The following is a 13,169-nucleotide window of genomic DNA, read 5'->3' as shown; positions in this document are numbered from 1 at the left end:
AATGCGTATGGTCGTATTGTTCGATACGATCGTACGCATGACTCGAACAGGGGACGCCCGTCGCGCGGCGATTGTCGGTCGCGCGTTGCATGTCGCGTCGGTGGAAGGTCTGGAGGGGCTTACGCTCGGGCGTTTGGCGGAGGTCCTGCGCACCAGCAAGAGCGGCATTCAGACCCTTTTCGGCACCAAGCAGGAACTCCAACTCTCGATCGTCGGGGCCGCATCGCAGATCTTCGAACGTGATGTTCTGCTACCCGCCGAGCGGGAACCCGCCGGGCTCCCGCGACTACGGACGTTGATGTCGTTGTGGATCGACTACCTGGAGACATTCGAGGGTGGATGCCTTTTCGTCGCTGCCGCAAGCGAACTCGACGGCCGGTCCGGACTCGTCCGAGACGCGGTCGCCGACGCTGTCGGGCGGGCCGACGCTCTGCTTCGTCGCGACGTCGAACTTGCCCGTCGCCTCCGTGAGCTTCCGGCAGAAACAGATGTCGAGCAGCTTGTCTTCGAACTACATGCGATGGTGCTTCAGGCGAATCACGATCGCCAGCTTCTCCGCCGCGCGGACGCTCTGACCCGCGCTCGCAACGCGGTCAACCGTTTATTGGGGGTTGAACACGAACCGGGCGACGGAGCGTCGCCGACCCGATGAACTATCCCATTCGGCCAACTCTGAACAGCACACCGGTGTTTCGCGCCCGCGTCGGGCGTCTGCTACGCCCGGGGGCATGGCCCCTGTCGGCGTTGTCGTATTCGACCGGTAGGCATGGCGCTTCCAGGTGAGTCGAGTGTGAGTATTCCGCTGTCGGGTCGAGTTCGGTGATTGTCCGGTGGCCGCGGCTTCGGTCGCGAGTTCGGTTGTGGTGACGTGGTGGTAGCCGGCCGTCGGCGCAATCGGTGCAGATCGGCTGGTACGATTCCGGCTCAGTAAGGGCCGACGGCGAAGAAAACCGCGTTCGGTCTGCGGAATTCGAACGGCAACTCGTCATCCAACCAGTCCTGCTCGACGCCCCCGTCGAGCTGTCCGACGCCCTCACCCACGATCACACGCCATCTCAGTGGCTGCAGTTTCGCGATCACCCGACAGGGAAGACTTCCGGGCACCCGGGTCCGGTGGACTTCGTAACGCACGGCCGCCAGACTACCGAAATTCCGTACATTCCGGACCGCCCACAGCAGGTTGCCGAGGACCTCTTCCCTCGGCTGCCCGCCGCCGCGGCGGTTGACTCTGACATCGTGTGAGGCTGCAGACTCACTGGCGTGACCGACACCTCGAAGCTGATGTCCATCGGCCGCTTTTCCTCGTTGAGCAGGATCAGCGTGCGGATGCTGCGGCACTACGACTCGAGCGGTGTGCTGACTCCCGCCGTGGTCGATGCCAGCGGATATCGCCGGTATTCGCCCGAGCAGCTGGGTGATGCCGCCCGGATTCGGCAGCTGCGTGACGTCGGGTTCGGCGTGTCCGCCATCGGAGCCCTGCTCGCCGTGTTCGGCACTCCCGCGTATGCCGATGCGCTGCGATTGCAGCGCCGGACACTCGTGGACGAGGCCGCCTCGGCCAGGCATCGGCTGGCCCTCATCGAGCGCATGCTCGACCGGAACGAACTGGAGAACATCTTGTCCGACATCGAGGTTCAATTGATCGACATCCCCGCGCAGACGCTGGTGACACTGCGAGGGACAGTGGAAAACTATGCCGCCGAGGGGGAACTGTGGGAGCGATTCATGCCAGAACTCCAGCGGCAGAACATCGCGATCACCGGTGCGGGCGGCTGTATCGAACACGACGGGGAATTCCGGGAGACCGATGTCGACGAATCGGTTTTCGTGGAGACCGCCGCAGGTGTCGAAGCCCAAGGCCCGCTCGTGGCGCTGCACTTCCCGGTTCGCCGCGCGGTGTGCGCGACCGTGACCGGCGCGTTCGCCGAGATGATCCCGCAAGCACACGATCGAATCGCGGCCTTCATCAATGACAACGGTCTGCGAATCGCTCGTACCGACGACGACGTCTCGACCCACCACTTCAACGTCTATCGCAACGACCCCAACCAGGTGCCCGAGTCGGAGGCGATGATCTCGGTGACCGTCCCGGTCCTGTGAGCACATCCTCGCCTCACCGCCGTTGGTCGACTGCCGCGGCACAGGTGGCTCTGCCGAAGCGACAGTGCCGGTGACCGGCGGTGTCCGCGGACTGATCGACGCGGTGGCGGAGAAATCGCCTCCCCGCTGTTCGGTCGGCGCACGGCCGATACGTGTGGCTGCGGTGAGGCGGGGGTGCTGGGGCGGGCGGCGGTGCCACCCACACGGCCGCCGGGGCAGGGGCCGCCGACCCATCGGCTGATCCGCCGGTCGCTCCGGAGTCGCTGGACGGCTGGATACATATATCGAGCAACCGGGAACAAACCGGTTTGCTGGATACATATATTCTCCGTACGGGTGGCGACGACGAGTGGAGTGTCAGTGACTGAGCCGGATTCTGCACTGCTGGTGCGGGCGCTGCAGGCCGATGCTTCGCACACCCCCGAGTCGGTGCGCGCGGTGACCGCCCGGTTGATCCGGGACGGTGCGCTCACCGCGGGTGCGCGCTTGCCGACTATTCGCGAGGTCGCCCGGCGCTGCGGGCTGAGCACGCGCACGGTTGTCGCCGCCTGGAGCGCGCTGCGCGAGGAAGGTTTGATCACCACCAATCGACGCGGTGGCACGGTGGTAGTCGCGCTCGAGGAGGTCCCGGCGGGCCGTGCGCTCGCGGCCCGCGACCTGCTGACCGGAAGTCCGGACTACGCATTGCAACCCGATCTGGCGCCCGCCATGCTGGCCGGATTGCACACCGATCAGCTCAACCGACCCGGGCGTGACTACATCACCGATCAGCTGCGCGAAGCCGTCGTCGACGGGTGGCCGTTCGTGGCCGAGGCCTTCGCCGCGGCGGGCGGCGGTTCGGAGGGTTTGTTCCTCGCGGTGGACGCCGCCGCACCCGCGGGTTCCCTCGTCGCCGTGGAGGAGCCGGTGATGCCGGGCTTCCTCGACACCCTGGCGGAGGTCGGGTACGAGGTGCTCGGTATCGAATCCGACGAACAGGGAGCGCTACCTGGTGCGCTGGCGGCAGTGCTGCGGCGGCTCCCGTCGGTGGTGGTGCTCCAGCCGGAGGGCGGGTACGCGATGCGTGGCGCGCTGTCGGAGGACCGCGCCACGGAGTTGGCCGCCGTGCTCGCCGCGGCGGAGCAGGTGCCCTGGATTGTCGAGGACGACGCGGTGGGGCCGCTGGCCCTGGCGCAGGCGCCCTCGCTCGGCCGCTGGTTCCCGCGCCGCAGCGTGCGGGTGCGCAGCTATTGCAAGGCCTACGGCATGGATATTCGGACCTGTGTCATCGGCGGCAGCGCGGAATTGGTCGACCGGGCCATTCGTGCCCGGGTCCACGGCATCGCCGCCAACAGCCGGATCCTGCAGAACGCCTTGGCGCACCTCATCATCGACCCGGCGACCGCCGCACTGATCGATACCGCCCGCGATCGCTACACCGCCCGTCGCGAAGGGCTGCTCGCGGCGTTGCGCGAGCGCGGCGTCACCGCGTGTTCCGGTGTGAACAGCCTGGTGGTGTGGGTGGAGGTCGCCGATGAACAGGCGGCGCTGCTCGGGCTGGCCCGGCACGGGATCGTCGTCGGATCGGGGGCGAAATCGTATGTGGCACCGCCGCGTCCGGGCGTGGTGCGCGTCGCGGTGCCGCAGCTACCCGATGCGGCCGCCGGGCTCGCCGAGCTCGCCGGCCTGCTCGCCGAGGCCGCCGGTGCCACGCATCGGGAGTTCCTGGACTAGCGGACGGGCCGCGGATGCAGCCGCGGGGCTATCTCGGCGCTGACGCGGTGCAGGCATTCCGCGTATCGGGGATGGCCGACCGCGAGAGGAATGTGGAACAGCACTTCGGTGGCGGCGGCGAGGCTCCGGTCCGCGCGCAGCTGTTCGGCGATCTGCTCGGCGGTTCCGATCCGGATGCGGTTGTCCGCGAGGAACCGTCGCCGGTCGGCGGCGCTGGGCAGCTCCGGGTAGTAGGCCGGGCTCAGTCGGATGTCGGTGTCGAGCAGGTCGAGCGCGTCACGTTCGTTGTCACCGGGCAGCACCGTGATGGTCGACCCGATGCGCGGTGTGCCGCGGCAGGACGACAGATAGGCGTCGACGAGTTCGGCGACATCGCCACCGGCGCGCGCCTGCGAGTTGCCGTGCGGGAGGAGTCCGTCGCCCGCCGCGCCCGCCCGCCGCGCGGTGTCGATGTTGCCGGTGGACTGCCAGATCCGGGAACACAGGGTGCCCGGTGGCGGATACAGGGCGATGTCGTCGGTGACGCGGCCGTAGGCCAGTAGACGCCGCAGCGCGGCCATCCGGTCGGCGTACAGCGCCTCCCGGTCGGTGTCGGGAACACCGAATCCGATGTAGCTGGAGGCGGAATGGCCGAATCCGAGGCCCTTGCCGACACCGAGTTCGAGCCGTCCGCCGCTGAGCGCGTCGGTGACCACCGCGTCCTCCGCCAGACGCACCGGATGTTCGAACGGCATTGCCACCACACCGGTGCCGAGCCGGATCGTGGTGGTGTGCTGGGCGACCGCGGCGACGAACGGGAACACGGAGGGCAGTGCGGCGTGATGGGCCTCGAAATGCCGGGTCGCGAACCAGAGGGCGCCGAAGCCGAGTCGTTCGGCACGCCTGCCGATGTCGATGGTCTGCCGGTAGACCTCGGCGACCGGCGGACCGCTGCGCAACTGCACGAACAACGACGGCGCGCCGACCGCCGCTGATGAGGACGACGAAGTGATCACAGCCGGTAATGCCCTCTCAGGGTGGTGGTGTCGTATTCGGTGCGGAAGATGCCCCGCCGACGCAGCAGCGGGACGACATGATCGACGAAATCGACCAGCCCGCCGGGCAATTCGTCGATCATCACATTGAATCCGTCGACGGCGCCCGCCGAGAACCAGTCCGCGATGAATCCGGCCACCTGTTCCGGGCCGCCGACCACCTTGGCGTGCACACTGCCCGAGGCCAGCAGGCGCGCCGCGCCACGCGTGTCCGCGCCACTGGAGCGCACGTACTCGAGCAGTACCGCGCGTTGTCCGCGCGACCCCCCGTCGGTGTTCTCGTCGGGGATCCTCTCCCACGGGAACGGCGCGTTCAGGTCGAGATCGGCGGGGTCGAGGCCGAGCCGTTCGGCGAGGTTGACGAGTTGGACCTCGTCGGGAATGAGGTCGATGAGCTCGCGCTCGCGTCGCCGCGCCGCGGCTTCGGAATCGGCGAGCACGACGATCAGCCCCGGCAACAGCTTCACACTGTCGGGAGCGCGCCCGGCGTCGGCGGCCCGACGCCGGAGTTCTGTGCGGCGCTGTGCCGCCGACCCGGGATCGACGTGTGCGGAGTAGACGGCGTCCGCTGTCCTCGCACCCAGTTCCACGCCGTGGGTGGAGGCGCCCGCCTGGATCAGCACCGGCCTGCCGTGGGTCAGCGGCGGCGCCTTCAACGGCCCGGCCACCCGGAAGAACTTGCCGTCGTGGTCGATCGGCCGGACCACCGCCGGGTCGAGGTAGCGGCCGGTCGCCTTGTCACCGACGATCGCGTCGGCGGGCGCCGAATCCCACAGCGCGGTCACCACATCGAGGAATTCGGCGGCGCGGGCGTACCGTTCGGACTTCGGCGGGGCCTGGCTCAGGGAGTAGTTGCGGGCCGCGGCGTCGCCGCCGGTGACGACGTAGTTCCAGCCCACCCGGCCACCGGACACCGCCGACAGCGCGGCGAACGAGCGCGCCAGATTGTAGGGGTCGTTGTAGGACGTCGTGGCGGTGACGACCAGGCCGATGTGGCTGGTATGCGCGGCCAGCACGGACTGGGCGATGAACGGGTCGAGCAGCCGGCTGGGCGCGGTCCAGTCCTTGGCCTGGATGTCCGGTGAGTCGGCCAGGAACACGGCATCGAGCAGTCCGCGTTCGGCGGTGCGCGCCACGTCGAGGTAGTGCTCGATCCCGACGAAGTGCGCCGCGGGTTGTTCGGCGCGCCGCCACGGGCTGCCGAGGGTGCCGCCGGGTATCAGGTTGGCGTTGAGGATGACATGTCGTGGCTGGGCGGTCATGGCGGATCTCCGGGGATCAGGGTGAGGGGACGGGGCCGGGCGCGGGGGAGTCGCCGCGGACGAGGGGTCGTGCCGGGTCGGCGGTCCACTGCGAGAGCGAGCCGGGATACAGGGCGATCTCGATGCCGAGCGTGGTGAGGACGAAGACCTGCAGGGCCGCGGCCATCCCGCTGCCGCAGTGGGTGGCCGCGGGCGTCGCGGGGCCGAGGCCGAGGCCGCGATAGCGCGTACGCAGGGTGTGTTCGTCGCGGAGCAGTCCGTGCTCGTCGAAGTCGTCGAAGACCGGCGCGTTGACGGCATCGGGAATGTGACCGGCGAATGCGCCCTCGCCGCGATAGTGGCTGCGGGGGCGGGCATCGAGGAGGATGCCGCGTGCGGGCAGCGTCGCCACGGCGGCGGTACCGACCACGGGAAGTCCGCCGGGCCGCGCGGACACGGTTCCCGCCGCGACGGTTTCGGTGCCCGAGACGATGGGGCCGCCGGCCGCGCGCCACGCCCGCAGCCCACCGTCGAGGAGCCGGACGTCGGTCAGTCCGGCCCAGCGCAGGACCCACCAGGCGCGGGCGGCGGGTACCGAGCGGGAGTCGTCGTAGACCACCACGGTGCTGTCGGCGCGGATGCCCCAGCTCCGCAGCGCGGTGGTGAGTGATCCGGCTCCCGGCAGCGGGCGGGCGCCGGAGCGCGCGGTGGCGGTACCCGCCAGGTCGGCGTCGACGTCGACGAAGCGCGCTCCTGGCAGGTGTCCGCGCCGGAATGCGTCGGAGTCGGGCCCGCCTGCGCCGACCCGGACGTCGAGCAGCACCAGCTGTTCGGGTGGGTCGTCACGCAAGTTGCTCGCGGAGATGAGGTGGGCGGCACGGGCCCCGGACATCGCGATCCTTTCGACGCTCGGACTATGCGCGGTGCCGAGGATATGTATTCCGAGGCGGTGAAAACATAATTCGGGTCTGCGTGACTTTTTGTGTTCACAGTATCGCGGTGTGGCTCATATGTTTTCACCGCCGAGGTCGTCCGACCCGGCACATATCAGCGGGAGGACTGCTGTGGGAGACGTCCTGACGAGCCGAGTCGTCGACGCGGAATGGTTGCGGACCCGTCTCTCGGCACCCGGCGTCACCGTCATCGAGGTGACCAACACGCCGGGTGCCGAGTCGGACCAGAGCACCATCGCGGGCGCGCGCACCGTTTACTGGAAAGATCTGCTCTGGCACCACTCGCGCCGGGAATTCCCCGCGGCGCCGGTCCTGGTCGATCGTCTGCGCGCACTGGGTGCCGATGCCGAGTCGACGGTGATCTTCGCGGGCGAGCCGACCCAGTTCGCCGCGTACGCCATCTGGGTGGCCTCGGCCGTCGGGGTCGGTGGTGACCTGCGCTATCTGGACGGCGGATTGCCCGCGTGGCGCGCCGAAGCCGCGAACGGCACCGCGTCGAGCGCCGCCGCTGCCGCACCGATCGAACGCGCCGCCGACGCGGCCGAGCCCACCGACGACGCGCAGGCCTCCGAGTCGCCGGAGCCGCTGCCCCGGGTGGCGCCGCGCTACGACGAAATCGTCGTCGGCCGGGACGAGGTACGCGCGGCCCTCGGATCGTCCGTCGCGATCCTGGATCTGCGCTCACCGCAGGAGTATTCGGGTGTGCGGGTGTCCCCGCTCACCGAGCCGATCGATCACGGTGCCGAACGGGCGGGCCGGATTCCGGGCGCGCGGAGTTTGCCTGCGCAGGATCTGCTCGACGAGCACGGACTGCTGCGGCCGGTGTCCGAACTCCGGGAGCGGGTAGCGGAACTCGGTATCGACGGTGCCGAGCAGATCATCGCCTACTGCCGGCTCTCGCATCGCGCCGCGCTGGGCTGGCTGGTGTTCACCGACCTGCTCGACGATCACCGGGTCCGCGTCTACGACGGATCCTGGACCGAATGGGGCAGCTTGGTCGGCGCGCCCATCGAGGACTGAGCCGCGATGAATCCACACCGGCGCAAAGTGTTCGGCCGCATCGCGGGCGTAATCCTGTCCGCGGTGGCGATGATGTGGGCCGCGGTCACCCTGGCGTTCCTGGCCGTGCACATTGCCCCCGGCGATCCGGTCACCGCGATCATGGGGGAGTCCAGCGATCCAGGACTGCGTGCGCGGATCGAACAGGACTGGGGTCTGGACCGCCCGCTGCTCGTGCAGTACGGGCACCACCTGGGGCGGCTGCTGCACGGCGACCTCGGCTACTCATACGTGCGCGGCGAACCCGTGACCGACATCGTGTTCGGCGAACAATTGGGCAGCAGCGCCCAGCTCGCCGGATTCGCACTGCTCCTCGCGGTCGTCCTCGCGCCGCTGCTGGCCGTGCTCACCGCGGGAAGACGCGATGTACTCAGCCGGTCGATCACCACGGCCGAGATCGTGGTGGCCTCCGCGCCGCCCTTCTGGACAGGGCTGCTGTTGATCTGGGTCTTCGCCTTCACGCTGAAGGTGCTGCCGGTGACCGCGGGCAACGAGTTCCAGCGTCTGATACTCCCGGCCGTCACGCTGGCGCTGCCCATTGCCGCGGTGCTGGCCCAGGTCATGCGGGAGGGGATCGAGCGGGCGCTCGAGCAGCCGTTCGCGCTGACCGCTCGATCGCGTGGCATCGGCGCCACCCGCCTGCGCCTGCGACACGGACTGCGGCACTCGCTGATCCCGGCCGCGACCCTGGCCGGATGGGCCGTGAGCGGATTGCTCACCGGGACCGTCGTCGTCGAAGAGGTCTTCGGCCGGTCCGGCGTGGGACGGGCGACGGTCGAGGCCGTCGGCTATTCCGACGTTCCGGTGGTGCTCGGTGTCGCACTGCTGTCGGCCGCCGTCTATCTGATCGTCACGGTCGTCGTCGACATCGCCTATCTCTGGATCGATCCGCGCCTGCAGGAGGCCTCCGCATGACGACAGCCATTCTGCGGCAACGCTTCGCCCTCTCGGTGTCATACCGTCCCGTCGCCGTCCTGATCGCCGGCGTGGTGCTGGTTCTCGCAATGCTCGCCGCCCTTGTGCCCACCCTGCTCGCCTCCGGCGACCCGCTGCAAACCGATCTGGTCGCCGCGCATCGGCCGCCGTCGCTGTCGCATCCGTTCGGTACTGATCAACTGGGCCGCGATGTGTTCACCCGTGTCGTGCACGGCGCCCGGTTGTCGCTGTTCATCGGGGTGTCGGCGACGGCACTCGCGGTGCTGATCGGCGTGAGTGCCGGGCTGGTCGCAGGGATCGGTGGCCGGGTCGTGGACGCCATCGCCTCGCGCGCCTTCGATCTGCTCGGCGCGTTCCCCGAGGTGCTGCTGGCCCTGGTGCTCATCACCTTCACCGGCACCGGAACCGGCAATCTCGTTCTCGCCCTCGGCATCGCCGCGGCACCGCGATTCGCCAGGGTGATGCGGGCGGAAACCCGGGCGGTGCGCGCCGCCGACCATGTCGCGCAGGCGCGACTGCTGACCCGGTCACGCGCACGGATCGTCGTTCGCCACATCCTGCCGAACGCGTTGCGGTCGCTGCCGGTTGTGGTCACCCTCGGCCTCGGGACCAGCATTCTCGGCGCCGCCGCCTTGAGTTTCCTCGGCTTCGGCCCGCAACCTCCGGACCCGGAGTGGGGTTCCATGCTCGCCGAGGCGCACGGCGATCTGCGTATCGCGTGGTGGTCGGTCGCCTTCCCCGGTGCCGCCGTCACGGTCGTGGTCCTGGCCACCACGGTGCTCGGCCGCCACGTCGGCCACCGCTTCGAACGAAGGGCACAGCCATGACGCTCACCGCCGCCGCCGTGCCGAGCACGGACACCGCGACCGACACCGTGCTGAGCGTGCGGAACCTGCGCGTCGGTTTCCCCGGGAACGCGGGCGATGTCGTCGAAGGCGTCGGCTTCGACCTGCGGCGCGGCGAGATCCTCGCCATCGTCGGCGAATCGGGTTCGGGCAAATCGGTGACCACGCGCAGCCTCGTCGGTCTCGCGGGGGCAGGCGCCCGGGTGCGGGCCGACCGGTTCGAGTTGTTCGGTACCCCGGCCCTCGGACTGAGCGAACGGCAGTGGCGTGGGATCCGTGGCGCCCGGATAGGGCTGGTGTTCCAGGACGCGCTCGTCGCGCTCGATCCGCTGCGCACCATCGCCGACGAGATGGCGGAAGCGTTGCGCGCGACACCGCGCTCCGGCCGCGCGGCCCGCATCGACGAGCTGCTGATCTCGGTGGGGATCGCCGATCCCGAGGTGCGCAAGCGGCAGCGGCCGTTCCAACTGTCGGGCGGTCAGCGCCAGCGCGCGCTGATCGCCTCCGCCCTCGCGGGTGACCCGGACATCCTCATCGCCGACGAACCGACCACGGCGCTCGATGTGACGGTTCAGGCGCAGGTGCTCGACCTGCTGGTCCGGCAGGTCGCGGGCGGGCGATCGATGATCCTCGTGAGCCACGATCTGGCGGTGGTGGCCTCGGTGGCCGATCGCATCCTGGTGATGAAAGCGGGACGCGTCGTCGAGCAGGGGCCCGCGGAGCGGGTCATCGGTGATCCGCGGCACGAGTACACCAGGGCATTGATCGCCGCGGTGCCGCAGGGCCGGGCGGGCGCACCGCCGTCACCTTCGCGCGCACCGATCTTCACCGCGAGCGCGCTGACCAAGGCGTATCGGGTGCGGGGCCGTGCGGTGGCCGCGGTCGCCGGTATCGGCTTCGAGGTCAGGGCCGGTGAGGTGCTCGGCGTGGTCGGTGAATCCGGTTCGGGTAAGTCGACGGTGGCGAAGATGATCACCGGGCTGATCGAGCCGGACAGCGGCGAGATGTGCTTCACCGGAGCGCCGTTGACGCCGCGCACTCGCCGTCCCGGCCGGATCGGGCTGGTCGCGCAGGATTCGACCGGATCCTTCGATCCCCGCTACCGGGTGGGCGAGATCATCGGCGAAAGCGTCGCCCTGCGGGTCGGCCGACGCGAACGGCGCGCCGAGGTGATGGGTCTGCTCGACGCGGTGCGCCTGCCGGCCGACAGCATCGATCGTCACCCCCGCGAACTGTCGGGCGGGCAGCGCCAGCGCGTCAATATCGCCAGGGCGCTGGGCAGCAAGCCGGAATTGATGGTCTGCGACGAGCCGGTGTCGGCACTCGACATCTCGGTGCAGGCCCAGATCCTCGAACTGATCGCCGAACTCGCGCGCGAGCGCGGGGTCGGCATCATCTTCATCTCCCACGATCTCGCCGTCGTCCGGCAGATCTGTCACCGCCTGCTCGTCCTGCACAGCGGCGTGATCGTCGAATCAGGTTCGTCCGACGACATTTTCACGGCGCCGACCTCCCCATACACCCGTTCCCTGCTCGACTCCGTGCCGCGCCTGGCGGTACCGGACCCCACGGAAAGACCCTCGCGTGCGTAATCGCCTCACTCGACTGTTCACCGCACTGGCCGTCGGCATCGTCCTGGCCGCGGGCGCCTGCGCCTCGGACCCCGAACCCGGCAGCGGCCAGGGCGGACCGACATCGCCGGCGCAGCCGGGCGGCACCTTCACCATCGCCTTGCCGTCCTATCCGACCCGCGGCCTCAATCCCCATGTCGGCGCGGCATTCGACGCCTCCCAGGTGCTGCGCAACAGCTATGACAGTCTCATCGCCGAAGACCGCGACGAAAAGTTCCACCCGTGGCTCGCCTCCGAGTGGACCGTTTCCCCCGACGGCACGGTGTACGAATTCACGCTGCGCCGGGACGTGACATTCCACAACGGAGAGAAGTTCGACGCCGCCGCGGTCAAGGCGAACATCGATGTGCTGAGGAATCCGGACACCCCGTCCTGGACGGTGCTCGGCCTCCTGCAGTACTCGAGCGTCAGCGCGGTCGACGTGGTCGACCCCTACAAGGTGCGGATCACACTGAGCACACCCCGCGCGGACTTCCTGTCCACCCTCGCCGGACTCAGTGGCGCCATCGTGGCTCCCAGCACGCTGAACGTCGGAAAGGAGACCCTCACCAGCGGCATCGGGCTGGTGGGTTCGGGTCCGTTCATCCTGGACAAGGCGGTCCAGGGGCAGGAACTGCGCTTCCACCGGAATCCCGACTACCGGTGGGGTCCGGCCACCGCCGCGCATCAGGGCGCCGCATACGTGGACGATCTCGTCGTCGAGTACATTCCCGAAGCCTCCACCCGCGCGGGCCTTCTGCGCAGCGGCGAGGTCGACGCGATCGGCACGGTCAAAGCCACCGACATCGCCCTGTTCGACGGGATCGACGGATTCCAGTACGAACAGATCGGCTCGTCGGCCGCGCCCACGGTGATCATGCTCAATCTCACCAACGGCCCGACCACGGACGTGCGGGTGCGGCGGGCCATCGCCGCGGGCGTCGATATCGCCGCGGTGGTGGACAGTCTGACCAAGGGTTCCCAGCAGCGCGCCTGGAGCCTCATCTCTCCGGATAGCGCCTATTACGACGCCAAGTACGAGACCAAGGGCAAACCCGATGTCGCCGCCGCCCGTGCCCTGCTCGATCAGGCGGGCTGGACCGGCAAGGACGCCGACGGCTACCGCACCGACGCGGCGGGACAGCGCCTGACCGTCCGTCTGCTCGCCACCACGCCGACCTATCCGGAAGACGATTTCCTGAAGGCCTGGCAGGCCGAGCTGCGCCAGAATCTCGGAATCCGGGTCGACCTGCAGTTCGTCGAGAACGCCCAGGTCTACGATCTGCTGGCCCGCAACCAGTACGAGGCGTTCCCGCGTCAGGTCGGCGGACTCGACCTGTCGCTGCAGTTCAACCGCGCCTACGGCTCAACCACACCCGATCTGAAGTACGGCCAGATCGACGGCATCACCCTCGGTTCCATCGTCGCGGGCGCCAAACTCGCCGACCCGCAGGTGGACCGGTGGCTCATCGAATCGACCAAGGCGACCGACCCGCAACAGCGCAAGCAGCTGTTCGACACCATCACCGCGTACTTGCTCGACAACGCCGTGGCGATCCCGCTCTACACCGACCGCAACAGTGTCGCGGCGAGTTCCGCGATCCACAACGTGACCGCACTGTTCGACCCGCCCCGCAACACCGTCAACGCCTGGGCATACGACATCGCCGTCCGCTGA

General features: G+C 69.1%; 12 protein-coding genes. 9 read left to right on the top strand and 3 right to left on the bottom strand.

All coding sequences use genetic code 11. The features are described 5' to 3' along the window. Positions 1-37 precede the first annotated feature (37 nt). The 4 genes from ACZ6DL_RS20365 (at position 38) to ACZ6DL_RS20350 (ending at position 3,813) form a co-directional block, all read left to right on the top strand. A complete protein-coding gene (locus ACZ6DL_RS20365) occupies positions 38-652 on the top strand; it encodes a TetR/AcrR family transcriptional regulator (protein ID WP_466053135.1) in 615 nt (204 codons plus the stop codon). 245 nt (positions 653-897) lie between these two features. Next, entirely contained in the window at positions 898-1,242 is a 345-nt protein-coding gene (locus tag ACZ6DL_RS20360) for a hypothetical protein (protein WP_466053133.1), read from the top strand. A gap of 18 nt (positions 1,243-1,260) precedes the next feature. Then, positions 1,261-2,100 carry a MerR family transcriptional regulator gene (locus ACZ6DL_RS20355; protein ID WP_466053131.1) on the top strand — a complete coding sequence of 280 codons (840 nt, stop codon included), beginning with the start codon at positions 1,261-1,263 and terminating at the stop codon, positions 2,098-2,100. Between the two features lie 360 nt (positions 2,101-2,460). Then, on the top strand, positions 2,461-3,813 hold the full coding sequence (locus ACZ6DL_RS20350; protein WP_466053129.1) for an aminotransferase class I/II-fold pyridoxal phosphate-dependent enzyme: 1,353 nt from the start codon (positions 2,461-2,463) through the stop codon (positions 3,811-3,813). Here ACZ6DL_RS20350 and ACZ6DL_RS20345 read toward each other — a convergent pair. Genes ACZ6DL_RS20345 through ACZ6DL_RS20335 form a run of 3 tightly spaced genes read right to left on the bottom strand, consistent with a single transcriptional unit; the run spans position 3,810 to position 6,980 of the window. Beyond that, entirely contained in the window at positions 3,810-4,808 is a 999-nt protein-coding gene (locus ACZ6DL_RS20345; RefSeq protein WP_466053127.1) for an LLM class flavin-dependent oxidoreductase, read from the bottom strand. The genes ACZ6DL_RS20350 and ACZ6DL_RS20345 overlap by 4 nt on opposite strands. Continuing rightward, complete coding sequence (locus tag ACZ6DL_RS20340) at positions 4,805-6,109, bottom strand: NtaA/DmoA family FMN-dependent monooxygenase (RefSeq protein ID WP_466053125.1); 1,305 nt, start codon at positions 6,107-6,109, stop codon at positions 4,805-4,807. The genes ACZ6DL_RS20345 and ACZ6DL_RS20340 overlap by 4 nt, the downstream gene beginning before the upstream one ends. Before the next feature lie 16 nt (positions 6,110-6,125). Next, complete coding sequence (locus ACZ6DL_RS20335) at positions 6,126-6,980, bottom strand: sulfurtransferase (protein WP_466053124.1); 855 nt, start codon at positions 6,978-6,980, stop codon at positions 6,126-6,128. A 172-nt stretch (positions 6,981-7,152) separates the two neighbouring features. On the opposite strand from ACZ6DL_RS20335, the gene ACZ6DL_RS20330 reads away from it, so the two are divergent. From ACZ6DL_RS20330 to ACZ6DL_RS20310, 5 genes are read left to right on the top strand one after another with little or no spacing between them, the layout of a single operon-like run. Then, on the top strand, positions 7,153-8,061 hold the full coding sequence (locus ACZ6DL_RS20330) for a sulfurtransferase (protein ID WP_466053123.1): 909 nt from the start codon (positions 7,153-7,155) through the stop codon (positions 8,059-8,061). A 6-nt stretch (positions 8,062-8,067) separates the two neighbouring features. Continuing rightward, positions 8,068-9,015, top strand: a complete 948-nt coding sequence (locus ACZ6DL_RS20325) for an ABC transporter permease (RefSeq protein WP_466053121.1) — start codon at positions 8,068-8,070, stop codon at positions 9,013-9,015. Next, positions 9,012-9,863 (top strand): ABC transporter permease, encoded by an 852-nt coding sequence (locus ACZ6DL_RS20320; RefSeq protein WP_466053119.1) that lies wholly within the window; start codon positions 9,012-9,014, stop codon positions 9,861-9,863. The genes ACZ6DL_RS20325 and ACZ6DL_RS20320 overlap by 4 nt, the downstream gene beginning before the upstream one ends. Beyond that, the gene (locus ACZ6DL_RS20315) at positions 9,860-11,473 is read left to right on the top strand and encodes an ATP-binding cassette domain-containing protein (protein WP_466053117.1); all 1,614 of its coding nucleotides are present in this window, start codon (positions 9,860-9,862) and stop codon (positions 11,471-11,473) included. Before ACZ6DL_RS20320 ends, ACZ6DL_RS20315 begins: the two co-directional genes overlap by 4 nt. Then, a complete protein-coding gene (locus ACZ6DL_RS20310) occupies positions 11,466-13,169 on the top strand; it encodes an ABC transporter substrate-binding protein (protein ID WP_466053115.1) in 1,704 nt (567 codons plus the stop codon). Before ACZ6DL_RS20315 ends, ACZ6DL_RS20310 begins: the two co-directional genes overlap by 8 nt.

It is taken from the genome of Nocardia sp. NPDC041819 (assembly GCF_055590505.1).
The sequence above is the reverse complement of the archived record's forward strand: the minus strand, read 5'-3'. Positions and strand labels throughout refer to the sequence as shown.

What these genes read in the sequence shown, in the direction of transcription:
- ACZ6DL_RS20320 (WP_466053119.1), top strand. Translation starts at nt 9,012, where the DNA reads ATGACGACAGCCATTCTGCGGCAACGCTTCGCCCTCTCGGTGTCATAC.
- ACZ6DL_RS20365 (WP_466053135.1), top strand. Translation starts at nt 38, where the DNA reads ATGACTCGAACAGGGGACGCCCGTCGCGCGGCGATTGTCGGTCGCGCG.
- ACZ6DL_RS20315 (WP_466053117.1), top strand. Translation starts at nt 9,860, where the DNA reads ATGACGCTCACCGCCGCCGCCGTGCCGAGCACGGACACCGCGACCGAC.
- ACZ6DL_RS20325 (WP_466053121.1), top strand. Translation starts at nt 8,068, where the DNA reads ATGAATCCACACCGGCGCAAAGTGTTCGGCCGCATCGCGGGCGTAATC.
- ACZ6DL_RS20340 (WP_466053125.1), bottom strand. Translation starts at nt 6,109, where the DNA reads ATGACCGCCCAGCCACGACATGTCATCCTCAACGCCAACCTGATACCC.
- ACZ6DL_RS20335 (WP_466053124.1), bottom strand. Translation starts at nt 6,980, where the DNA reads ATGTCCGGGGCCCGTGCCGCCCACCTCATCTCCGCGAGCAACTTGCGT.